Here is a 23,451-nt window from a genome sequence, read left to right as displayed (position 1 = left end):
AAGTATTTAAGACGGGTGTTTAGCAATATAAAAGCAGTAATAAAAAAGCCAGCTTAATGCTGGCTTTTTTTATTACTCAAATCTGCTGACTTATTTGAGGACTGCCAAGGCAGCAGCATAGTTTGGTTCGTCAGCAATTTCGCCAACCAGTTCGCTATGCAATACCTGATTGTTCTCATCCAGTACCACCACTGCACGTGCAGTCAGGCCTGCCAGGCTGCTATCGGTGATCAGGACGCCATAATCATTGCCAAATTTGGCTGTATCGCGGAAGGTAGACAGGGTTACAACATTCTCCAGACCTTCTGCACCGCAGAAACGGCTTTGTGCGAAAGGCAGGTCTGCAGACACGCACAGCACGACGGTGTTGCTGACGCTACTGGCTTCCTTGTTGAAGGTGCGCACTGAGGTGGCGCAGGTGGGCGTATCAATGCTAGGGAAAATGTTCAAGACTTTACGCTTGCCTGAAAACGCATCCAGACCAAGCAGGTTGCGTTTGGCATCTGCCAATTGAAAATCAGGAGCCTTGTCGCCTTTGGTTAAAAATTTACCGCCAACTGCGACCGGATTTCCTTTGAGCGTAACGCTAGACATAGTGTTCTCCAAAATGTGATGAATAAAACTTAAACAAGCACTTTAACGTGTCAGCGCAACGCAATCAACCACATAAAAAGTAAGGGAATCAGGCGGGCAGCACCGCAAGCACGGCTTCGTAGTCTGGTTCCATGACCAGGTCCTTGACCAATTCAACGTGGAGGACGCGGTCATTTTCGTCCGCGACGATGATGGCGCGTGCAGGTAGGCCTGCCAGTTTGCTGGTCATCATGAGCACGCCATAATTCTTGAGCATGTCGCGGCCACGCAAGGTGGATAAAGTCATGCATTGCGGCAGGCTTTCCATGGCGCAGAAGCGGGCCATGGTGAATGGTAAATCCGGTGAAATATGCAGGATGGCGGTGTTAGTCAGATCTAGCGCCATGCGCTCAAGAATACGCACGCTGTTAGCACTGGTGGGCGTATCAATGCCTGGGAAAAAATGCAGTATCTTGCGCTGACCTGCAAAGGCATCCAGCGCAACGTCCTCAAGCTCGCGGTTAACTAGCTGGAAATACGGCAGGTGCTGCCCCACGGCAGGCAGCTCGTCCTCCACCAGTATCGGGTCATCGAGCAGGGCAGTGGCATTGGGCATGTGATCTATCGCTTATGACAAAAACGCCTGCCATCATAGAACATAATCCCGGTTCGTTTCAATTTTTTACAACTATCAACAATCCATTTTTTACGAGGTTTGCATGGCTTTTTTGAGGCTGTCAATGACATTATTTGTCGTCGGCATGGGTACAAAAAAGCAGGTTGGCGGTTAAAATAAAGTGATGGAAGCGCCTGAAACACCCTCTCTCCAACCTGCATTTATTCACCTGCGTTGCCACAGTGAGTATTCCATTGTGGATGGCACGGTGCGCATTGATGATTACGTCAAGGCTGCAAAAAGTGATGCCATGCCAGCGATTGCGCTGACCGATCTGGCTAACCTGTTTGGGGCGATCAAGTTTTACAAGGCTGCCCGTGGCAAGGGGCTCAAACCGATTCTGGGCTGTGATGTCTGGATCGAGAATCCGCTCCAGCGCGACCAGCCTCACCGCTTGCTGTTACTGGTACAAACGCAGCAGGGCTATCGCAATCTGTGTGAATTACTCAGTCGCGCCTATCTGGAGAACCAGTACCGTGAACGGGCAGAAATCAAACCCGAGTGGTTACAGCAAAAAAACGCAGGGCTATTGCTGCTGTCGGGCTTTACTGCCGGTGACATTGGACAGGCACTGCAGGCTGGCAACCAGGCTCAAGCCTTGCAAGCGGCAGCACACTGGGCCTGGGTATTTGAAGGCCGCTACTACCTGGAAGTTCAGCGCGTACATGTGCCCGGCAATACCGAAGCCTATGCCCAAGAGCAATTGATCAGACAAACCATCGCCATTGCACAGCAGCTCGATTTACCTGTGGTGGCAACGCATCCGATCCAGTTCCAGACGCCGGATGACTTTATGGCGCACGAGGCGCGCACCTGTATCGCGGAAGGCTATGTGCTGGCCGATACCCGTAGACCCAAGCGTTTTGTCGCCACCCAGTATGTGAAAACCCAGGCAGAAATGCAGGCTTTGTTCGCCGATATGCCCATCGCCTTGCAAAACTCGGTGGAGATTGCCAAGCGCTGCAACCTGACGCTGACTTTGGGGAAAAATTACCTGCCCGATTTTCCGACGCCTAATGGTGAGAGTCTGGATCAATATCTGGTGGACCAGTCTAAAGCAGGCTTGGAGCACCGCCTGGCCTATTTGTACCCGGATGAACAGCTGCGGGAAGCCAAACGAGCTGAATACGAAGCGCGCTTGCAGTTTGAGTGCGGCATCATCATTCAGATGGGGTTTCCTGGCTACTTTTTGATCGTGGCCGATTTTATTAACTGGGCAAAAAACAACGGCGTGCCAGTCGGACCAGGCCGGGGCTCCGGTGCGGGGTCTTTGGTCGCTTACAGTTTGGGGATTACCGACCTCGACCCGCTCAAATACAACCTGCTGTTCGAGCGTTTCTTAAACCCGGAGCGGGTCTCCATGCCCGACTTTGATATTGACTTCTGTCAGGAAGGGCGAGATCGCGTCATCGATTACGTCAAGCACAAATATGGCTTGGCTTCGGTGTCTCAGATCGCCACCTTCGGGACCATGGCGGCCAAAGCGGTGATCCGCGATGTGGGCCGCGTGCTGGATTTGCCGTTCAACTTTGTCGATGGCATCGCTAAGCTCATTCCAATGGAGCTGGGCATCACGCTTGAATCCGCACTGGAAAAAGAGCCGCAACTGCAAGAGCGCCGCGAAAAAGAAGAAGAGGTCGCAGAATTACTGTCTTTGGCATTGCGGCTGGAAGGCCTGGTCCGTAACATCGGTATGCACGCCGGGGGGGTGTTGATTGCGCCTGGCAAGATTTCAGATTTCTCGCCCGTCTATTGCCAGCCCAATGGCGACAGTCTGGTCAGTCAATATGATAAGGATGATGTGGAGGCGGTCGGCCTGGTTAAGTTCGACTTTTTGGGCCTGCGCACGCTGACTATCCTCAATATGGCGCTTGAAAACGCCAATGCGCAGCGCGCGCAAGAAACGTTGCCTCCACTGAGTTTTGAGACGATTCCGCTCGATGACAAGCGTAGCTACCATCTGCTGAAAACAGCCAATACGACAGCGGTGTTCCAGCTGGAATCGCGCGGCATGAAAGATATGCTTAAGCAAGCCAAGCCAGACTTGTTTGAAGACATTATTGCGCTGGTTGCCTTGTACCGTCCTGGCCCAATGGATCTGATTCCAGACTTCTGCCGCCGTAAACATGGCACGCAGCGCGTGGAATACCCGCACCCGTCGACCGAATCTATTCTCAAGGAAACTTACGGTATTGCCGTGTATCAGGAACAGGTGATGCAGATCGCCCAGGTGGTCGCCGGGTATAGTCTTGGTGGTGCAGACTTGCTGCGCCGCGCCATGGGTAAGAAAAAGCCGGAAGAGATGGTCAAACAGCGCGAAATCTTTAATGAAGGTGCGCTCAAAAATGGCCTGACCTTGCAGCAGTCCAACGATTTGTTTGACTTGCTGGAAAAGTTCGCGGGGTACGGCTTTAACAAGTCGCATGCGGCAGCGTATGCCTTGGTGGCTTATCATACCGCTTACCTCAAAGCGCATTACCCGGCGGCTTTTCTGGCGGCGACCATGTCTGCCGATATGAACAATACCGATAACGTGCATACGTTTTTTGATGACTGCGGCGCCAATCATATCGAAGTGTTGCCGCCAGACATCAATGCCAGTGTCTATCAGTTCAAGCCGCTCAATGCGCAGCAGGTGCTTTACGGCCTGGGCGCTATTAAAGGCACCGGCCTGGCGGCGATTGAGTTGATTATGGCGTCCCGTCAGTCTCAAGGCCCTTTCAAAGACTTATTCGATTTTTGTCAGCGCCTGGATTTGCGCAAGGTCAACCGTCGGGTGATTGAATCCCTGATCCGCGCCGGTGCTTTTGACAAGCTGGAACCTAACCGGGCTGCGTTGCTGGCGGGCCTGGATAGGGCGATCAGTGTCGCAGAGCAGGGCGCGGCACACGCCGGGCAAGATTGCCTGTTTGGCGGGGTGATCGAAACGCAGCATGCTTTACCGGATATTGCCGCCTGGAGCCCTGAGCAGGCCTTGCAAGAAGAAAAAACGGCGCTGGGTTTTTACTTGAGTGGCCACCCTTATTTAAGCTACAAAGCGCAGCTTGGTCCCTTTATCAAAGGCAATCTGGGTGAGCTGGCGCCACAAGAGCAGCCGAAACTGCTGGCCGGGGTGGTCATGGGTGTACGTGTCCGCATGACGCAGCGTGGGAAAATGGCGATTGTGACGCTGGATGATGCCGTCGGTCGCGTGGATGTGGTCGTCGGTAGCGAACTGTTGAATCAGCACGCACAGTGGATCAAGGAAGACCAGCTGCTGGTGGTAGAAGGGCGCATCAGTAATGATGAGTTCTCCGGTGGCATCCGCGTCAGCGCCCGTAAACTCTATGATCTGGCCGCCGTGCGTAACCGTTTTGCGCAAATGCTGACCTTGAGCTGCAATGGCACTTCGGATGTGCAGCGTCTCATGACAGTATTAACGCCTTATCGCTACGCCGGTGAGGAGCAGAAGCGTTGTCCGATCAAAGTCGACTACCATAACCAGTCTGCGCAGGTGAGTTTGATGCTAGGCGATGACTGGCAAGTCGTGCTGCATGATGACCTGCTACACAATTTACAGGGCTGGTTGTCTAAAGAAAACGTCAAAATCCTTTATAATGCCTGAACTTTTTTCTAAAGAATTCATATTGGAATTCCAATGAGTGTAAAACGTTTAACGCCTAGTAAACTGACTTATCTTGATTTTGAACAACCGATTGCCGAACTGGAAAAGCGGATTGACGCGCTACAAGTTTCGCATGACGAACATGACTCTCTGGATATTTCCAAAGAGCTGGATTTGTTACAAAAGAAGAATACCAAGTTATTGCAGGATACCTTCCAGGCCTTGACTGCCTGGCAGATTTCCCAGGTGGCCCGCCATCCGCAGCGCCCCTATACTGCAGACTATATCAATGCCTTGTTTACTGATTTCCAGGAGTTGCATGGCGACCGTGCCTATGCAGATGACCCGGCCATTGTCGGCGGCATTGCGCGCTTTAAAGGCATTCCGGTCATGGTCATGGGCCATCAAAAAGGCCGCGATATCAAAGAACGCCAATACCGCAATTTCGGTATGCCGCGTCCTGAAGGCTACCGCAAGGCGCTGCGCCTGTTCCGTCTGGCCGAAAAGTTCAAGATGCCGATTATCACCTTTATTGATACGCCAGGCGCCTATCCCGGCATTGGGGCTGAAGAGCGCGGCCAGTCAGAAGCGATTGCACGCAATTTGTATGTCATGGCCGAACTGAAAACGCCGATTATTGGCGTGGTGATCGGTGAGGGCGGTTCTGGTGGTGCGCTGGCCTTGGGCGTGGTGGATCATTTGAATATGCTGCAATATTCCACTTACTCGGTGATTTCGCCTGAAGGGTGTGCGTCCATTTTGTGGAAGAGCGCCAGCAAGGCCCCGGAAGCCGCCGAAACCTTGGGCATTACCGCAGACAGGCTCAAGTCTTTGGGCTTGATTGATACCATTATCAACGAGCCGCTGGGTGGCGCACATCGTAATTATGAAGATGTGATGGAGAAGGTCTCGCAAGCGATCGGCCAACAGTTGAAAGCATTGCAAGCCAAAAAAATACCGCAGTTGCTGGAGACACGTTACCAGCGCCTGATGAGTTACGGTAAATTTAAAGCGGCCAGTGAAAAATAATGCTTCTCTTATGACCAGCCTGGAAAGCCAGTTATCTGGTTTTCTGGCTGGGCTGTCAAATCCGGATGCCAACACACCACATCTGCTGCTCGCACTGAGCGGTGGCGTAGATTCTATGGTGTTGTTACATCTGCTGGCAGAGCTCTGCCAGCGATTGCCATTTCGGCTGTCAGCCATGCATGTGCATCATGGCTTGAGTCCTAATGCCGATGCGTGGTTGCAACAATGTGAACACCATTGCCAGACCTACAATGTCCCTTTTTTTGCTGACAAGGTATGCGTAGATTTGCAAAGCGGACTAGGCCTGGAGGCCACCGCCCGCGAAGCACGCTATCATGCCCTAGAGCAACAGCGTCAGCAGATCGGTGCAGATGCGATTGTGACGGCTCATCATCTGCAAGACCAGTCAGAGACGTTGATGCTGCAACTGGTAAGAGGCGCTGGGGTCAAGGGCTTGAGTGCCATGGCCGCGTGGGATGGTGCACGCCGCTTGTATCGGCCACTGTTAAGTGTGCCAAAAGCCACACTTTTACAGTTTGCCACCGCACACCACTTGCAATGGGTAGAAGACGAAAGCAACGCAGATACGGCTTACGACCGCAATTTTATGCGTCATGCAGTGATACCAGTGTTGCGCGAACGTTATCCGCAAGTGGATCAGTCGTTGTTGAGAACGGCGGGGCACATGGCAGACGCGCAGAGTTTGCTGGATATACTGGCCAGTCAGGACTTGGCGCAATGTGATTTACAAGCTGAATGGCTGGGGCAATCGATTGCGATGTCAAAGCTGTATGCATTGGGTGATGTCCGCGCCAAAAACTTGCTCCGCCATTGGTTTCAACAGTTGCAGTTACGGATGCCCAATCAGGATCAATTGCAAGACTATTGGCAGCAGCTTTCATCGGTAAAACCTAACCGTTATCTGCATTTGCCGTTACAAGGGCAAGCCTCGCTTCAGTCAGCTTATTTGCACCATTACCAGCAACGCCTGTATTGCGTTACCAAACCAAGCGCATTGCCACAAACACCGCTGGTATGGCAAGGACAAGCCTCGCAGCAATGGGGTGACTGGCAAGTGCAGTTTAAAGTCGTGAAAGCGCGCGGGATTGCTTTGGCCAGACTGGGGGTTTCCCCGGCAGCGATTACCCTTAACCGGCGGTATGGACAACCTTTGGTGCTTGCTGAAGGCACTTCGCTCAAGTTGATGCCTAGGGCAGGGGGTGAGAGTTTGCAGCCTGATGCCAAGCGTCCACGACGTGAATTGAAAGTCCTCTTTCAAATGCTGGGCATTCCGCCATGGCAGCGTGCTTTTTATCCTTTGGTCCAAGTGGCCACCACCCATCCAGGCGCTTCTGAAACGCTGGTCTCACTGGCAGGTCTCGCCGTGGATGCCGCCTGGCAGCCTGGCCGTAATGCTTACGGTCTGGAAATCAGCCTGACGCCGTCTCCCTCTCTTCTGTAATTGGTTGTATATATCCAATGGTGGTTTTTAAATTGGTTGTAATAAACCAATTTTAAGATAAAATCTGGTTGTAATAAACCAGATTTATTTTTATCTCATTGATTAAAAAAAGATATTTTTTTAGCCTCACAATGGAATGATTTTTGCTCAATACCTTGAGTGTTTTTTGCAGCCAAAAGACATTCATTTAAGTATTCTCGGGAAAAGGATCATTCGTTATGAATAAACAAGCAGTCAAACCATTGTTGATGGCCATTCTCTCTGCTTATGCGGCGCATGCGGTCGCTGTGCAAGCTGAAGAGGTGCAATTGGATAAAGTCGAGGTCATCAGCACCACGCCGCTGAATGGGGTTGGTGTGCCTCTTGAGCACATTCCTGCCGGCGTGCAGCAAGTCAAACAAAAAGAGCTGGTCAAGCAAAAGAGCCTGACATTAGGTGACTACATGAACCAGAACATGCTTGGGGTGAATGTGAATGAAACACAGAACAACCCATTCCAGCCCGATGTGAACTATCACGGTTTTACCGCTTCCCCTTTGCTTGGCACGCCACAAGGATTGTCCGTGTATGTCGATGGCGTACGTGTGAACGAAGCCTTTGGTGATGTGGTGAACTGGGACCTGATTCCGATGAACGCCATTAATCAGATGACTTTGATTCCAGGCTCTAACCCATTGTTTGGTTTGAACACTTTAGGTGGGGCGATTTCAGTGCAGACCAAGAGTGGCCGTACCAACCAGGGCGGCGCTGTTGAAGCTTACACTGGTTCCTGGGGCCGTCATGTGTTGAATGCAGAATATGGTGGCGTGTCCGAAGACGGTTCTAAAGATTTCTTTATCTCTGGCAACAGTTTTGAAGAGGATGGCTGGCGCAGTTTTTCAGCCTCCCGCGTCAAGCAGTTGTTTACCAAGGCCGGTTGGCAGAATGAAAAAACCTCTGTCAATGTCAGCTTGTCGCTCGCAGATAACAAAATGCGTGGCAATGGTTTGCAAGCAGGCAGTTTGCTGGATTCTTTGGGCTACAAAAGCAATTTTACCGTGCCTGACCAAACCAAGAACAACATGGCTTTTGTAAACCTTAATTTGAGCCATTACTTTGCTGACGACATTCAGTTAAGTGGGAATGTTTATTACCGTGATGTGCGTACCAAAACCTTCAATGGTGACTTAAATGATGGTTTTGAATTGGCTGCTGGCGGGTTAGGTGACAATAATTCAGATTGCTTGGCTGGCAATGATGCTGATGAGAACTGCTCTGGCGCGATTAACCGCAGCAGATTAACGCAGAAAAGTTACGGCTTTACCTCACAGTTAACCTTTTCTCAAGATTTACTGGGCCTGAAAAATCAGTTTATCAGCGGCTTGGGCTACAACCGCGGTAAGACCAAGTTCTCGCAGAATACCGAGTTTGGCTTGTTAAACAGCTACCGTGGCGTGGATGGCACTGGCGAACTTAATGCCTTGACTGACCAAGTGAATTTGAGCGGTGTGAACCGCACATGGAGCGTCTTTGCGACGGATACCTTGTCTTTGAATCCCTACTGGCATGTGACCGCCTCTGCCCGTTACAACACCACCAAAATTGATAATGATGACAAGATCACCCCCAGTGGTTCTGGCTCGCTGACCGGCACGCATTCCTTCAATCGGTTGAATCCGTCTTTGGGGATTAATTTTACGCCCAGCAATCAATTGACGGCGTATGCCTCTTATAGTGAAAGCAGCCGTGCGCCTACCTCTATCGAGCTGGGATGTGCGGATGAAAACAATCCTTGTAAATTGCCTAACGCAATGGCCGGTGACCCACCACTCAAGCAAGTGGTTAGCAAAACCTATGATGCCGGCTTGCGTGGCTTCCTGACACCCACAGTCACCTGGAGTCTGGGTGCCTATCATACGATCAACACCAATGACATTCAGTTTCTGACCTCTGCGACTGCTGTCAATAATGGCGCTGGCTTTTTCTCTAATATCAGCAAAACCAAGCGTCAGGGGATTGATGCAAGTTTGGCTGGGCGTATGGATGCGTTTTCATGGAATCTGGGCTACAGCTTTGTGCAGGCCACCTATGAGTCTTCCTTCCAGATTGCCAATGAAGTGAATACCAGTGCTATTCCAGATCCAGCAGGTTCTGGAAACAGCTTTATTCAGGTGAACAAGGGAGATTACATGGCTGGCATCCCAAAACATCAGTTTAAACTGGGCTTGGGCTATGACGTGACTTCTGCCTGGAATGTGGGCAGCAATATTGTGGCTTTCTCCAGCCAGTACTCCCGTGGCAACGAAAACAACAAGGATACAAGCTCTGGCGCAAAAGTCCGTGGTTATACGGTAGTGAATCTGTTCACAAACTACCGGTTTGACAATGGCTGGAACATCTTCGCCCGTGTGAATAATGTGTTTGACCGCGAGTATTACAGCTTGGGCATGCTGGGTCAGAATCCGATTGACCCGACTACCGGCCAGTTTAGCGGCAATGAAACCAACGATACGTTTTATGCCCCTGGTGCGCCAAGAGCAGGCTGGATCGGTGCGCGTTACGATTTTGGCGTCAAAAAGTCAGTCGCTTCTTACGATAAAGACTAAATAAACGAGGAGGATGCGTGCTTTCACAACTTTCATCATCAGTGGATAAATCCAGCTTAATGCCTCTCAAGAAAAAAATCTTGCTGGTAGAGGATGAGGCGCTTTTTGCGCGCGCGGTGGTTAAGCGTTTGCAAAAAGCAGGATTTGAGTGCGAGCACGCAGAATCTTTAAGCGATGCAAGACTGCTAATCAAGCAGTTTGAACCGGATATGGCGCTGTTGGATATGCGCCTGCCCGATGGCAATGGTCTAGACCTGTTATCAGAGTTTATTGCCAGAAATATCAATACGATTGTCATGACTGCGTTTGGTGACGTGAGTGATGCGGTCAATGCCATCAAGCTGGGGGCCATTGATTATTTAAAAAAACCTATTGATCTCGAAGAGTTATTGCTCATTATTCAGAAAAACGAGAAGACGACAGAACTGCAAACCAGCCTGGATTACTCGCGCCAGCGCAATGCCGTTGCTAATGACTCCGTTCAACTGATAGGCGAAAGTACGCCTATGCAAAGTGTGCGCCAACAGATCACGCGTATTGCCCAGTTAAGTGCGCTCAGTGATGCCGTGCAACCGACGGTGTTGATTACTGGGGAAACCGGCACGGGCAAAGACGTTGTTGCACGTTTTTTGCATGGCAGTTGTGCCAATCATGACAAACCTTTTGTGCATGTGGATTGTGCCTCTTTACCGGCTGAGTTGATTGAGAGCGAGCTGTTTGGGCATGAGAAAGGCGCATTTACCAATGCAGTTTCCTCGCGGCCAGGCCTGATCGAATCTGCAGAAGATGGTACCTTGTTCCTCGATGAAATTGGCGAGTTGCCGTTGGGTTTACAGGCAAAATTACTCAATGTACTTGAGCGCAGAATGGTGCGTCGCTTGGGCTCTACCAAGGAGCGTCCAGTGAACGCGCGTATTATCGCCGCCACCAATCGTGATTTATACCAGATGTCGAATGAGGGGCGCTTCCGTTCGGATCTGTATTACCGACTGAACGTGATCACCATGAAAATGCCTCCCTTGCGTGATCGTGGGGCAGATGTCTTGTTGCTGGCTAATTATTTCCGGCAACTGACTGAGAAGCGCTACGCCCTGCCGCATCATGAGTTCAGCGCCGCGGCATTGATGGCAATGCAAACCTATCACTGGCCGGGCAATGTCCGTGAGTTGCGGCATCAAATCAGCCGTGCGGTTTTGATGTGCACACAGTCTATGATTTCCGAGCTTGACTTGGGCTTGCCTCAGGTTGGCATGAACCAGGTCGCGAGTGTCTTGCAAGGCGACAGCCAAGTGACGCTGGATGATGCAGAAAAGGCCATGCTGCTAAATGCCTTGGAGCAGTCGCGTAATAATGTCTCTAAGGCCGCAAGATTGCTGGGCATCACGAGAATGACCATGCGCTATCGTATGGATAAACATGGCATCTCTGTATAACGCGCTGAATCTCTGTCATCCTGAATAAAACGCCTCGCAACTGCGGGGCGTTTTGTTATGCCCGTGCGTGGTTGTTGCATGATGTAAATCAAGCGTACGGCCTCTTGCACATAAATCGCGCATGGTATCATTACGCTTTTACAGTGGAGCTAAAAATGATTGGTACCCCGTTAAGCGCAAATGCGACCAAAGTCATGTTGTTGGGCAGTGGCGAACTTGGCAAAGAGGTGATTATTGCCTTGCAGCGTTTGGGGGTGGAAGTCATTGCGGTTGACCGTTATGAGCATGCGCCTGGTCACCAAGTTGCCCATCATGCCTATGCGATTGATATGACTGACGCGGATGCGCTTAAAACCTTGGTGAGTCAGGTCAAACCACATTATATCGTCCCGGAAATCGAGGCGTTGAATACGCAGGCGCTGGCCGAGATTGAAGCCACAGGCGTCACGGTGGTGCCTACTGTACGTGCCGTGCAACTCACCATGAACCGTGAAGGGATACGCCGGCTGGCCGCGGAAGAATTAAACCTGCCGACGTCACCGTATGCGTTTGCCCGTTCTGAAGCTGAATTGCAAGCAGCGATTGACGGTGGTATTGGTTATCCATGCTTTATCAAGCCCACCATGTCTTCGTCTGGTAAAGGTCAATCCCGCATTACACAAGCCTCAGAAGTGAAGGCCGCCTGGGAGTATGCCGCCAGTGCGGGGCGTGTCAATCAAGGGGTGGTGATTGTCGAAGGTCAGATTGATTTTGATTATGAAATCACCTTGTTAACCGTGCGTGCCAAAAATGCCGCTGGCGAGATTGAAACGCATTTTTGCGCGCCGATTGGCCATGTGCAAAAGCAGGGCGATTACGTTGAGAGCTGGCAGCCACAAGCAATGGATGCGCTAGCCTTGAAAAATGCTCAGGACATTGCCAAAAAAGTGACGGATGCCTTGGGTGGTCAGGGCTTGTTTGGCGTCGAGCTGTTTGTCAAAGGTGAGCAGGTTTGGTTCTCTGAGGTTAGTCCTCGTCCGCACGACACGGGGATGGTCACCATGTGCACGCAGCGCCTGAACGAGTTTGAACTGCATGCACGTGCGATTTTAGGCTTGCCTGTGGATGTGACTCAGCGTGAGACTGGCGCAAGCGCCGTCATTTATGGCGGTGCAGATACCAAAACACTGGCCTATCACGGCCTGGAAGCGGCCATGTCAGTACCTAACAGCGAGATTCGCCTGTTTGGCAAGCCGGAGTCTTTTGTGCGGCGTCGCATGGGCGTCGCCTTGGCGACCGCTGATAATACTGACCTCGCGCGTGCGCGTGCCAAAGAGGCTGCGGGTCTGGTCACGCCTAAAGTCGCAGGATAACTGGTGTGGCAATGACTGAAATTCAAGAGCCAAATACCGCCAAACAATCGTTGTTTGACTGGCTGGGCGGCACAGAAAAAGGGACTGAGACCATCCGACAGCTGGTGGAAACCTTTTATGACATCATGGATAGCGACCCAAAAGCGGCGGGTTTACGCGCCATTCACCAGCCAGATCTCACCGAGGCACGCGAAAAGCTGTTTATGTTTTTAACTGGCTGGACGGGCGGGCCGCAGTTGTATATCGAACGCTATGGTCATCCCAGATTACGGGCACGACATTTGCCGTTTTCCATTGGTGAGTCCGAGCGCGATCAATGGATGTATTGCATGATTAAAGCCATGCATACCTTACAGTTTGAAGAGTCGCTGATGAAGCATATTGCCAATCAATTGTATGGCGTGGCGGATTTTATGCGCAATCGCGAGGGTTAATCCCCTTAATATTCGCAAGCTCAAACTCTCATCCGCAGAAAGAAAAAGCCCCGACTCTCGGGGCTTTGTCATCATCGCGATCCCAGTTCCAGGACTTCAGTGTCGTCTCTGGGATTGCAGGCTTAGGACTCAATATTCGCGGTCTCCGCTGTATTTTCAGCAGGTTGCTGAGCAGGGAGATCTGATTTCTGCTTAGACCTGCCTGTCGTGCGCTTGGCTTGCGTGCGGTTTTGCGGCGTCGCTTTAAAGCCAAATCCACCCAGCAGCGCGGCAACCACTTTGCGTTTTACGTTTGCTGCAGATTTTGCCGTGACTGCTTTGGGCGCGGCCGTGGCGGCGGCTGGCTGGTAAGGCTGCTCAAACCAGGCATCCTTGCCGCTGGAGGCTTTAGAGGGGCGTGAACGCGTAGGGGTCGTACTGCTGCTGACATTCGCTTTTTCTTTTGGAATCTGTTTTTTGATGAGCTTTTCAATCTCGTCAAAATACTTGGTTTCATCCTCGTCGATCAGCGAAATGGCAATGCCTTTAGCGCCTGCACGGCCTGTACGGCCAATACGGTGCACGTAATCTTCTGGCGCAGTAGAGATTTCGTAGTTAACCACCAATGGCAAGTCCGTGATGTCCAGACCGCGTGCGGCAACATCGGTTGCAACCAAGGCGTGAATAGTGCCCGCCTTAAACGCATCAAGCGCTTCGATCCGTTCTTTTTGTGACTTGTCACCATGAATCGCGCTACAAGGCACCTGATCACGTTCCAGGGCTCTGGCCAGTTTGCTGGCCGAAAGCTTGGTTTTGGTAAAAACAATCACTTGCTGATTGGGGTATTGCTTGAGCAGTTGTACCAAAAAACGTTGTTTCTGGTCAGTGTTCACCAAAAACGCTTTTTGTTCCACATTGTCGTTGGTGGCGTTGCTGCGTGCCACTTCAATCAATGTCGGATTATTTAAAAACGCATCTGCCAGTTTTTTGATTTCATCAGAAAACGTCGCCGAGAACATCAGATTTTGCCGCTGTTTTGGCAACAAGGCCAGAATGCGCTTCAAGTCAGGCATAAAGCCCATATCCAGCATGCGGTCGGCTTCGTCCAATACCAGAAACTGTACCTGGTTTAACGACAAGGTTTTTTGCTCGACATGGTCCAGCAGGCGGCCGGGTGTCGCGACCAGGATTTCAACGCCTGTCTTGAGGATAGGCGTTTGCGTCTTGATATCTACACCGCCATACACCACAGTACTACGCAAAGCCGTGTGTTTGGCATAGGTTTTGATGTTGTCGTATACCTGAATCGCCAGCTCACGTGTCGGCGCCAGCACCAAGGCCCGGATGGGATGCTTGGCTGGCGAGGTGCTGGTGCTGGCCAATGGCAGCAAGGTATGCAAAATTGGCAGCGAAAACGCCGCCGTTTTGCCCGTCCCTGTTTGCGCACCGGCCATCAAATCCATGTGCTGCAAGGCAAGAGGAATCGCCTGCGCCTGAATCGGCGTCGGCGTGGTATACCCGGATTCCTCAATCGCTTTCAACAGCGGCTCGGCCAGGCCGAGCGCACGAAAATCTACAATGGTTTGCTCAGTCATAGGCTAGGCTTAGGCAAATGAACGAGGACGTTTGGCGGCGCCACCACCATTGTCACCAAAGGATTTTCCCGCTGGACGTGGTTTTTGATTGCTACGGCTGGCGTTAGGGTTGCCAAAGCGTTCCTGGCTATTGGTTGGACGTGGGCGGCGCTGGCCAAACTCGTCCGCCAATGCGCGGGCAAACTGGAAGTCGGTATCCTTGTTGTAGCTCTTGCTGTTACCGTTGACTTCTTTGCTTTGTCCAGCTTCTGGGGTACGCGGTGCACGTGGCTTATTGTTTTGCGCATCGCGCTGGCCTTCACGTGCAACACGTTCACCAAATGATTTTGGCTGTGCTGAACGCTCGTCGCGACGGAAGCCACCTTTACCTTGTGGTTTGCCAGGGCGCTTGCCACGACGGCTATCGCCATCATCCATGCGTACCGCACGTTTTGGCTCAAAACCGGCAATCACTTCAGCCTGTAATTTCTGGCCAGTATATTGCTCGATTTTGCGCAGCAAATGACGATCGGCGTTTGAAGCAAACGAAATCGCAACGCCGGTATTGTTGGCGCGGCCAGTACGGCCAATGCGGTGTACATAGTCTTCAGCAAATTTAGGCAGGTCGTAGTTAATGACGTGTGAAATACCTTGTACATCAATGCCGCGCGCTGCAACATCCGTCGCTACCAGCACTTTTACATCGCCGTGGCGCAATTTTGTCAGCGTGCGGTTACGCGCACCTTGAGTCATGTCGCCGTGCAATGCGGCAGTGCTATGGCCGGCAGCATACAAGTCTTCAGCCAACAAATCGGCATGGCGCTTGGTGCTGGTGAAAATAATGGTTTGATTGACATCTGGTGCAATCAGCAAGTGCTCCAGCAGTTTGTTCTTGTGGTTCATGTCATCCACAAAGTGCAAACGTTGTTCAATGTTGGCATGTTTTTCTTTTTGACCAGCCACCTGAATAGTGAGTGGATTATTGAGGAAACGTTTGCCGATATCCATAATCCCGTCAAGAGTGGCAGAGAACAGTAAAGTTTGGCGCTCAGCAGGCAAGGCTTCGCAAATACGCTCTACATCCGGCATAAAGCCCATATCCAGCATGCGGTCAGCTTCATCCAGCACCAGCATCTGCAGGCGGCTCAGGTCAATGCGGCCACGCTCAAGGTGATCAATAAAACGGCCTGGCGTTGCTACCAGAATATCCAGTGGTTGCGACAGCAGCTTGTTTTGCAATGGGTAAGGCATGCCACCCACAATGCTGATGCAGCGTGCACGCAAGAATTTACCGTATTTACGTGCGGCTTCATTCACTTGTGCAGCCAGTTCACGGGTTGGTGTCAGTACGAGGATACGTGGGCCACGGCTGCGCACCGGGTGTGGTGTTGCCAGCAAGTTTAAAGCGGGCAGGGTAAATGCAGCGGTCTTGCCGGTGCCGGTTTGTGCAGAAGCCATAATGTCACGGCCTTGCAATGCTTCAGGAATAGATTGTGCCTGAATCGGTGTTGGGTTTTCATAGCCTGCGTCGGTCAATGCGCGCAAAATGGAGGGGTCGAGATTTAAATCTGCAAAAGACAAGGAATGTCCCTTTCATCAACAATTAAAAAGGGCGCTAGTAAAGCAAATGCAAAGCCAGTCAATTACATTGCACAAAGTGTGCATGTAGTACTTGCTGAGCGAAAGCAACATCAGGAATGGATTGCTTTTACCGGCGCTTGGGCATGGCCACTAACCGATAAAAGAAGATGGTGTCATCAAGACTTCATCTAAAGATGATAACCTCAAAAATTCGCGAGTTATCGACAGGTCAGGGCAATGAATTTAAAACGTATTGGGCTAGTAGAGCACCAGCAACGCTTTAAAGTTGCTCGCAGTATATCCATTTTATTTTAAAAGTCAATTATTTAGTTGATTTGTGATAAAATCGCGCCCTTTCCAAACAGATGGCAGTTCACATGGCACGCAATTTAAGAAATATCGCAATTATCGCCCACGTTGACCACGGTAAAACCACCATGGTCGATAAGCTACTTCAACAGTCAGGTACTTTTGCCTCACACCAAGCGGTGACTGAGCGTGTGATGGATAGCAATGATCTCGAAAAAGAGCGTGGCATTACCATTTTGGCCAAAAACACCGCCTTAACTTATGAAGGCACGCATATCAATATCGTTGATACCCCGGGCCACGCCGACTTTGGTGGTGAGGTAGAGCGTGTATTGGGTATGGTGGATGGCGTATTGCTGTTGGTGGATGCCGTTGACGGCCCCATGCCACAAACCCGTTTTGTGACGAAGAAAGCACTGGCGCTAGGCTTGAAGCCAATTGTCGTGATTAACAAGGTAGACCGTCCAAGTGCCCGTCCGGATTGGGTGATCAACCACACTTTTGACTTGTTCGCCAATTTGGGGGCAACGGATGAGCAATTAGACTTCCCTGTGGTCTATGCCTCTGCCTTGAATGGTTTTGCAACGCTGGACCTGAAAAATCCTTCAGACAATATGCGCGCCTTGTTTGAAACGATTTTGAGTCACGTTGAGCCACCTAAAGGCGACAGCGATGCTCCATTGCAATTGCAAATCTCAGCCTTGGACTATTCGACATATACAGGTCGTTTGGGCGTTGGTCGTATCACTAACGGTCGTATCAAGCCAGGCCAAGTTGTAGCAGTGATGCGCGAAGATGAACAAGTCGCACAAGGCCGTATTAACCAAGTGCTCGGTTTTAGAGGTTTGGAGCGTGTGCCGGTAGAAGAAGCCGAAGCTGGCGACATTGTGATCATTTCAGGGATCGAAGAAATCGGTATTGGCTTCACCATCTGTGATCGCGACAAACCTGTTGGTTTGCCACATTTGGGCGTAGATGAGCCAACTTTGACCATGGACTTTATGGTCAACACCTCACCATTAGCCGGCACTGAAGGTAAGTTCATCACTTCACGTCAAATTCGTGATCGTTTAACCAAAGAATTGTTGGTTAACGTGGCTTTGCGCGTTGAAGATACCGAAGACACCGATGTTTTCCGTGTGTCTGGTCGTGGCGAATTGCACCTGACCATTTTGCTGGAAAATATGCGTCGTGAAGGCTTTGAAATTGCCGTAGGTAAACCACGCGTTGTGTTCAGAGAAGTCAATGGCGAAAAATGTGAGCCTTATGAAATCCTGACTGTAGATGTTGAAGATGAAAATCAAGGCGCAGTCATGGAGGAGTTGGGCCGTCGCCGCGGTGAAATGACTAACATGGAATCTGATGGTAACGGTCGCACACGTTTGGAATACCGCATTCCAGCACGCGGCCTGATTGGTTTCCAGGGTGAGTTCTTAACCTTAACCCGTGGTACAGGGTTGATGGCGCATATTTTTGACGAATACGCGCCTGTAAAAGCAGACATGCCAGGCCGTCGCAATGGTGTACTTATTTCAGCGGAACAAGGCGAGGCCGTTGCCTATGCCTTATGGAAGCTACAAGATCGCGGCAAAATGTTCTCTAGCCCAGGCGACAGATTGTATGAAGGCATGATCATCGGTATTCATAGCCGCGACAATGACCTGGTCGTTAACCCGATCAAGGGCAAACAACTCACTAACGTGCGTGCTTCTGGTACAGACGAAGCGGTGCGTTTGATCCCGCCAGTCTCGCTAAGCCTGGAAAGTGCCGTAGAGTTTATTGACGATGACGAATTGGTCGAAATCACGCCAAAAACCATTCGTCTGCGTAAGCGCTACCTGTTAGAGCACGAGCGTAAACGTGCTTCTAAAGACTAAGTGATATGTTGATAAAAAACGCCAGCGAAAGCTGGCGTTTTTGATTGCGAGTAATCAGTAGTGGTCATGAATGAAAGCTACGCACTTGTCATGATTAAAAGTGTGGCGTTTAATCCAAAGAGATCAGCAGCTTTTGGAGTGATTGCTGTTAGCCCAACCCGCAATTAGTCAACAATTAAAGTTAGCAACTTTAAAAAGGTTTGCTTAATATGCTTTACATAAAAAGCCTTATTTGGGTGCGATATAATAAAATTAATAATTGATTTTGTGCTAAAAATTAATTGGTATGTTTTTATTACAGTATCTTTAATAAGAGGGTGTATTCGGTTTTTTGTCTGATTTATGTTAGGTGTTGTCGTATGTCTAGTAAGTCCATCAAGGCAAGCTTCTTAAAGCGTTATACCGATTTGCCAGCAACTTTAGCGGTATTGCGGAATCGCGAATTAACGCTACTAAGCCCTATGACCTGGGACGATACAAATGATCGCGGAACATTAGCGCACTATGCAGAACGTCGAGAGTTAAAAACTTTGTTGAGTGCCTGTTTCTCTCAAGCGATTGAGACGTATCATCATTGGAAAGTATTTTCCCCTGGCTCAGCAGGAGTATGTATCTACTACTTTAAGGACAAGCTATTAAAGGCAATTCCAAAACAGGGCTTTTCTCACCGGCTTGTTGATTACAAGTCGCCAACGGAGTTGCTGGCCTCATATTCTGAATTAAACGATATGCCATTCACTAAAGCAGAGGCGTATCGAGACGAAATCGAATACAGAGTTATCTATTCATCGAAAACAGAATTTCTTAGATATAAAACCATTACTATAGAATTGGATGTTATTCGTTCAATTGTGCTTAGCCCTTGGATGGCACCATCGTTATTTGAGGCTACTAAAGAAACATTATTGTCTATTGAGGGTTGTGAAAATATACCAATCACACAATCCAGAGTGGTTGCAAATGAGGCTTGGCTTCAGTATGTAAAAAACACCTAGCCGTTCTATGAAGCTGGAAGTAGGATCCGACGGGACTTCTCAGGCCTGTCGAGCAGGGTGGGCAACTCGTTGCCCACGTATTGTGATCCCAAGCTAATCAGACCTTTTGCAACCCTCTCAGCTTGAGATACACTGCTTGTGACTTTGTGATCTTGGCAGGCCTTATGGAAAAGCTGGAAAAATACCGCGTCAACCCTAAAAAATTCTCCCTCAAGCAATATTCTCCCGATGACCGTTCCGCGCGGAGTGAAGATAAAGCGCAGGATTTGGCCGAGTTGGCAAAACTGACTGAGGCGATTAATGCGCGGCAGGATATTTTGCATGCTGAGGGCAAGGATAAGGTGATTTTGCTGTTGCAGGGCATGGATACCAGCGGCAAGGATGGCACAGTGAAGCATGTGTTCAGTGCTTGTGACCCGTTAGGCATCCGTCTGGCGAGTTTTAAAGCGCCTAGTGCTGATGAGCTGGCGCATGATTATTTATGGCGGGTGCATGCGCAGGTGCCAGCTAACGGTGAGTTGGTGATTTTTAACCGTAGCCATTATGAAGATGTGCTGATTGTGAAGGTGCATGGCTGGATTGATGAGGTGGAATGCAAGCGCCGTTACCAGCAAATCAACGATTTTGAGCGTATGTTGACCGAGACGGGCACGACACTGATCAAGTGTTTTTTACATATCTCGAAAGAGGAGCAAAAGGAGCGCCTGCAAGAGCGTCTGGATGAACCGACCAAGCATTGGAAATTTAATCCGAAAGACCTGGAGGAGCGGGCGCTTTGGGAGGATTATATGCAAGCTTATGAGTCTGCCTTGCAAGCCACGTCTACCGAGCATGCGCCCTGGTACGTGATCCCGGCCAATTCCAAGACCAACCGCAATCTGCTGATTTCACGTTTGTTGCTGGAGACGCTGAATCAACTGCCATTGGCTTACCCGCCTAAACCCAAGGAATGGGATGCTTTGAAGATTAAAGACTAAGCGCCGGATTGGTTGAATTTAATGATTTTACGCTGTGAGAATGCGCGGTAGTTAAAGTCTAATAGGGCAATTGCGATTATCATCACTCTCCATGAGTTTACGTTTCAGGTTAAATCTTTTAGTCACCATGCTGTCGCTGGCTTTTTTGGTCGCGGCAGGCGTGGTGTTGGTGCGTGATACCAAAGACAGTATTCGTGAGCGGGTGGAGGCGGCTACGCGGGTGACGGTGCAATTGCTGGATACGGTGATTGTCAGTTCTGCCATGAATCCCAGCCTGGGGCCAACGCATTATGTGTTGCAGGACTTTTTGCGCTCTTTGGGCTATGTGCGCAGCAGCCGGATTGAGCTGTATGACTATGCCAATAACCAGTTGTATCTTTCTCCTGGCTCCACTTTTAAATCTGAGGTCATCCCGCCACAATGGTTTGTACGCCTGGTGGCCCCCAAGGTCGAAACCGTGACGCGTCGCGTGCGGTATGGGGTGCTGATTGTTCACTCCAGTGCAGAAGGCTCGATTCGGGAGGCTTGGTCCGGCTTTAGGCAATTGATGATTATGGGCATTGGTTTTTTTGTGCTGCTCAACTTGCTAGTGTATGGCTTGCTGAGTCATGCGTTGCGCCCGGTCAGGCATATTTTGCATGCGATTAACCGCATAGAGCAGGGTGATTTGACAACGCGCCTGGAGCGCTTCTCTTTGCCCGAGTTTGACCGTATTGGCCAAAGCTTGAACCAGATGGCTGTGTCGCTGGATGCCGAGCGCCAGTTGGAGCAAAACCGCCAGCTCACGCAACTGATACAGCAGCATATTGAAGACGAGCGGCGCAGCCTGGCGCGTGAGCTGCATGATGAGCTCGGCCAGTATGTGACCGCGATCAAAACCTTTGCCGTGGCTATTGTAAACAAAACCAAGGCGACCACGCCTGATATCTCTGCCAATGCGCAGACCATCGTGGCGGCGGCCAACCATATTTACGACGGCATGCACAATATCATCCGTCAGTTACGTCCGGCTGCCATGGACAATATGGGGCTGGTGGAAACCTTGCGCGATATGATGTCTGGTTATCAGGCGCAGCATCCAGAATTAAGCATACAGCTGCATGTCTCTGGCGAGTTTCAACCCATGGGCGAGAATGTGAACATCAATCTTTACCGCATTGTGCAAGAGGCGGTGAATAACGCGATTAAGCACGCGCATGCACAATGTATCAATGTGCATTTACTGCTGGATAAGGATGGCTTGCGCCTGATGATCTGCGATGATGGCGTGGGGGTGCATATCGACAACGTGGACCAGACCAAGCATTTTGGCTTGCTGGGCATGCGTGAACGTGTACAAGCATTGCATGGGCAATTTAAGGTAGTTTCTCAGCCGGATGCCGGCCGTGGAACCACTCTGGAAATTAGATTGCCTATACAATCAGCATAGAACAAAAGGGAGAGATAAACGTGATTAGTGTAATGCTGGTGGATGATCATGCCGTGGTCAGGATGGGCTTTAAAATGTTGCTGGAGTCCGACCAGGACATCAAAGTGATTGCTGAGGCCGAAAGTGGTGAAGCTGCCATCAAGGCCTATGTCGAACACCAGCCCCAAGTCGTGGTCATGGACATCACCATGCCCGGCATCGGTGGTATGGAGGCGATTGAGCGTATTTTGGCCAAAGATAATCATGCACGTATTCTGGTGCTGTCTGCGCATGAGGATTCGGTACATCCCAAACGTGTGCTGAATGCTGGTGCCATGGGCTATGTGACCAAGCGTAGCGCGGCCGAAGAACTGATTAAAGCGATCCGCAGTGTGGCGCAGGGCAAGAAATATATTGAAGCCAGCGTGGCGCAGCAAATGGCTATCCAACAGTTGTCGGGTGAGCAGAATCCGGTCGATGTGCTCAGTGAACGCGAGTTTGAAGTATTTATGTCGCTGGCCCGCGGCAAGTCAACCAACGAAATCGCAGAAACCTTATTCCTGAGTCCGCGTACCGTGGGAACGCATTTGTACAATATCAAGCAAAAGCTCAACGCGCAAAACTCGGCGGAGATTGCACTGATTGCCATGCGTTGCGGATTGCTGGAGCCTTAAAGTAATTTTCAGAGGTGCGAATAAAAGCCATTCTTTTAAGAATGGCTTTTTACATAGTGAAAGCGCTATCGCTTGATGCGCGTACTGAATATGCCAAAAGCAGCAATCAGTAACATCCCGGCAATCTCGTGCAGGCTCAAGGTTTCACCCCACACAATCATGCCTATCAACGTGGCAAACACCACGGTGCTATAAGCCAGGCTGGCTACCGTCAGGGTGTTACCGGTGCGATAAGCACGCGTCAACGCCAGTTGGCTGAAGGTCGCCGATATACCCAAGCCAGTTAATAATGGTAAATCTTGCCAGCTTAGGGCGGTCATATGGTCAATGAGCATCCAGCCTCCGCTGGCAACAGTGCAGACCAAGGTAAAGTAAAACACAGTTCGCCAATCCGGCTCGCCTTGTATGCCTAACTGTTTGACGTGAACGTAGGCCAGGGCGGCACCTATGCCAGAGAGTAGGCCTATGCCGCCAGCAAGCAGTTGGTCCCTATGAAACGTTGGTTGCAGTAGCAGGCAAATGCCAGCAAATCCACCTGCGACGCACATATTCAACACCAACCGCTGTTGACGTGTCAGTAGTTTGTCACCTGTCAGCAGCCATGGCGAGAGCAGGGCCAGGAACATCGGTGAGGTGTAGTTAAGCGTGATCGCTGTGGCAAGCGGTAAATGCGCGATGGCATAGAAGAACAGTAGCAAGGCCGTGAAGCCTATGCCCGCCCTACGTAGCTGAATGGCGAGTAATGGTGTTTTCAAGGGCTTGCGTTGCCAGCAGACAAGCGCTGCAATCATCAGGAAACCAAACGCAGAGCGATAAAATACCAGCTCACTGGTGGTGAAGCGCGCTGAGCCTGCTTTCACAAAAGCTCCCATGATGGCAAACCCTAGCCCTGCCAGCAGCATCCAGTAACTGCCAAGGCGCCAATGCAC

17 protein-coding genes are annotated in these 23,451 nt (G+C 50.5%); 12 read left to right on the top strand and 5 right to left on the bottom strand.

All coding sequences use genetic code 11. The features are described from left to right. Positions 1 to 90 precede the first annotated feature (90 nt). Positions 91 to 594 (bottom strand): thiol peroxidase, encoded by a 504-nt coding sequence (gene tpx, locus Q9292_RS10345; protein WP_194747678.1) that lies wholly within the window; start codon positions 592 to 594, stop codon positions 91 to 93. A gap of 88 nt (positions 595 to 682) precedes the next feature. Further along, the gene (gene tpx / locus Q9292_RS10340) at positions 683 to 1,189 is read right to left on the bottom strand and encodes a thiol peroxidase (RefSeq protein ID WP_275355350.1); all 507 of its coding nucleotides are present in this window, start codon (positions 1,187 to 1,189) and stop codon (positions 683 to 685) included. Between the two features lie 184 nt (positions 1,190 to 1,373). Between tpx (Q9292_RS10340) and dnaE the strand changes: the two genes are divergently transcribed. The 7 genes from dnaE (at position 1,374) to Q9292_RS10305 (ending at position 13,148) form a co-directional block, all read left to right on the top strand. Beyond that, positions 1,374 to 4,853, top strand: a complete 3,480-nt coding sequence (gene dnaE / locus Q9292_RS10335; RefSeq protein ID WP_313987663.1) for a DNA polymerase III subunit alpha — start codon at positions 1,374 to 1,376, stop codon at positions 4,851 to 4,853. Between the two features lie 33 nt (positions 4,854 to 4,886). After that, on the top strand, positions 4,887 to 5,882 hold the full coding sequence (locus Q9292_RS10330) for an acetyl-CoA carboxylase carboxyltransferase subunit alpha (protein ID WP_194747675.1): 996 nt from the start codon (positions 4,887 to 4,889) through the stop codon (positions 5,880 to 5,882). A gap of 10 nt (positions 5,883 to 5,892) precedes the next feature. Next, the gene (gene tilS, locus Q9292_RS10325; protein ID WP_313987660.1) at positions 5,893 to 7,344 is read left to right on the top strand and encodes a tRNA lysidine(34) synthetase TilS; all 1,452 of its coding nucleotides are present in this window, start codon (positions 5,893 to 5,895) and stop codon (positions 7,342 to 7,344) included. A 218-nt stretch (positions 7,345 to 7,562) separates the two neighbouring features. After that, on the top strand, positions 7,563 to 9,929 hold the full coding sequence (locus Q9292_RS10320; RefSeq protein ID WP_313987657.1) for a TonB-dependent receptor: 2,367 nt from the start codon (positions 7,563 to 7,565) through the stop codon (positions 9,927 to 9,929). Between the two features lie 17 nt (positions 9,930 to 9,946). After that, the gene (locus Q9292_RS10315; RefSeq protein WP_194747671.1) at positions 9,947 to 11,362 is read left to right on the top strand and encodes a sigma-54-dependent transcriptional regulator; all 1,416 of its coding nucleotides are present in this window, start codon (positions 9,947 to 9,949) and stop codon (positions 11,360 to 11,362) included. Between the two features lie 155 nt (positions 11,363 to 11,517). Next, positions 11,518 to 12,714 (top strand): formate-dependent phosphoribosylglycinamide formyltransferase, encoded by a 1,197-nt coding sequence (purT, locus tag Q9292_RS10310; RefSeq protein ID WP_313987652.1) that lies wholly within the window; start codon positions 11,518 to 11,520, stop codon positions 12,712 to 12,714. Positions 12,715 to 12,725: 11 nt separating this feature from the next. Beyond that, a complete protein-coding gene (locus tag Q9292_RS10305; RefSeq protein WP_275355342.1) occupies positions 12,726 to 13,148 on the top strand; it encodes a group II truncated hemoglobin in 423 nt (140 codons plus the stop codon). 122 nt (positions 13,149 to 13,270) lie between these two features. Here Q9292_RS10305 and Q9292_RS10300 read toward each other — a convergent pair whose 3' ends face one another. Further along, complete coding sequence (locus Q9292_RS10300) at positions 13,271 to 14,722, bottom strand: DEAD/DEAH box helicase (RefSeq protein WP_313987649.1); 1,452 nt, start codon at positions 14,720 to 14,722, stop codon at positions 13,271 to 13,273. A gap of 9 nt (positions 14,723 to 14,731) precedes the next feature. Beyond that, complete coding sequence (locus tag Q9292_RS10295; protein WP_194747667.1) at positions 14,732 to 16,282, bottom strand: DEAD/DEAH box helicase; 1,551 nt, start codon at positions 16,280 to 16,282, stop codon at positions 14,732 to 14,734. A gap of 377 nt (positions 16,283 to 16,659) precedes the next feature. On the opposite strand from Q9292_RS10295, the gene typA reads away from it, so the two are divergent. The 5 genes from typA to Q9292_RS10270 all read left to right on the top strand — a co-directional run bounded on the left by typA (position 16,660) and on the right by Q9292_RS10270 (position 22,522). Beyond that, complete coding sequence (gene typA / locus Q9292_RS10290) at positions 16,660 to 18,468, top strand: translational GTPase TypA (protein ID WP_313987645.1); 1,809 nt, start codon at positions 16,660 to 16,662, stop codon at positions 18,466 to 18,468. A 359-nt stretch (positions 18,469 to 18,827) separates the two neighbouring features. Continuing rightward, positions 18,828 to 19,463, top strand: coding sequence for a DUF2971 domain-containing protein (locus Q9292_RS10285; RefSeq protein WP_194747665.1), 636 nt, complete (start codon positions 18,828 to 18,830; stop codon positions 19,461 to 19,463). Positions 19,464 to 19,627: 164 nt separating this feature from the next. Then, entirely contained in the window at positions 19,628 to 20,440 is an 813-nt protein-coding gene (locus Q9292_RS10280; RefSeq protein WP_313987642.1) for a polyphosphate kinase 2 family protein, read from the top strand. A 127-nt stretch (positions 20,441 to 20,567) separates the two neighbouring features. After that, positions 20,568 to 21,869, top strand: a complete 1,302-nt coding sequence (locus tag Q9292_RS10275) for an ATP-binding protein (protein ID WP_409934497.1) — start codon at positions 20,568 to 20,570, stop codon at positions 21,867 to 21,869. 32 nt (positions 21,870 to 21,901) lie between these two features. Next, the gene (locus tag Q9292_RS10270; protein ID WP_018985302.1) at positions 21,902 to 22,522 is read left to right on the top strand and encodes a response regulator transcription factor; all 621 of its coding nucleotides are present in this window, start codon (positions 21,902 to 21,904) and stop codon (positions 22,520 to 22,522) included. A 65-nt stretch (positions 22,523 to 22,587) separates the two neighbouring features. On the opposite strand, the gene Q9292_RS10265 is transcribed toward Q9292_RS10270, so the two are convergent. Next, positions 22,588 to 23,451: a DMT family transporter gene (locus Q9292_RS10265; RefSeq protein WP_313987637.1), complete on the bottom strand. Its 864-nt coding sequence runs from the start codon at positions 23,449 to 23,451 to the stop codon at positions 22,588 to 22,590.

The sequence above is a fragment of the Methylophilus sp. VKM B-3414 genome (genome assembly GCF_032248435.1).
Taxonomy (GTDB): domain Bacteria; phylum Pseudomonadota; class Gammaproteobacteria; order Burkholderiales; family Methylophilaceae; genus Methylophilus; species Methylophilus glucosoxydans.
Note: the sequence above shows the minus strand (reverse complement) of the source record. Positions and strands in the feature narration are given on the sequence as shown.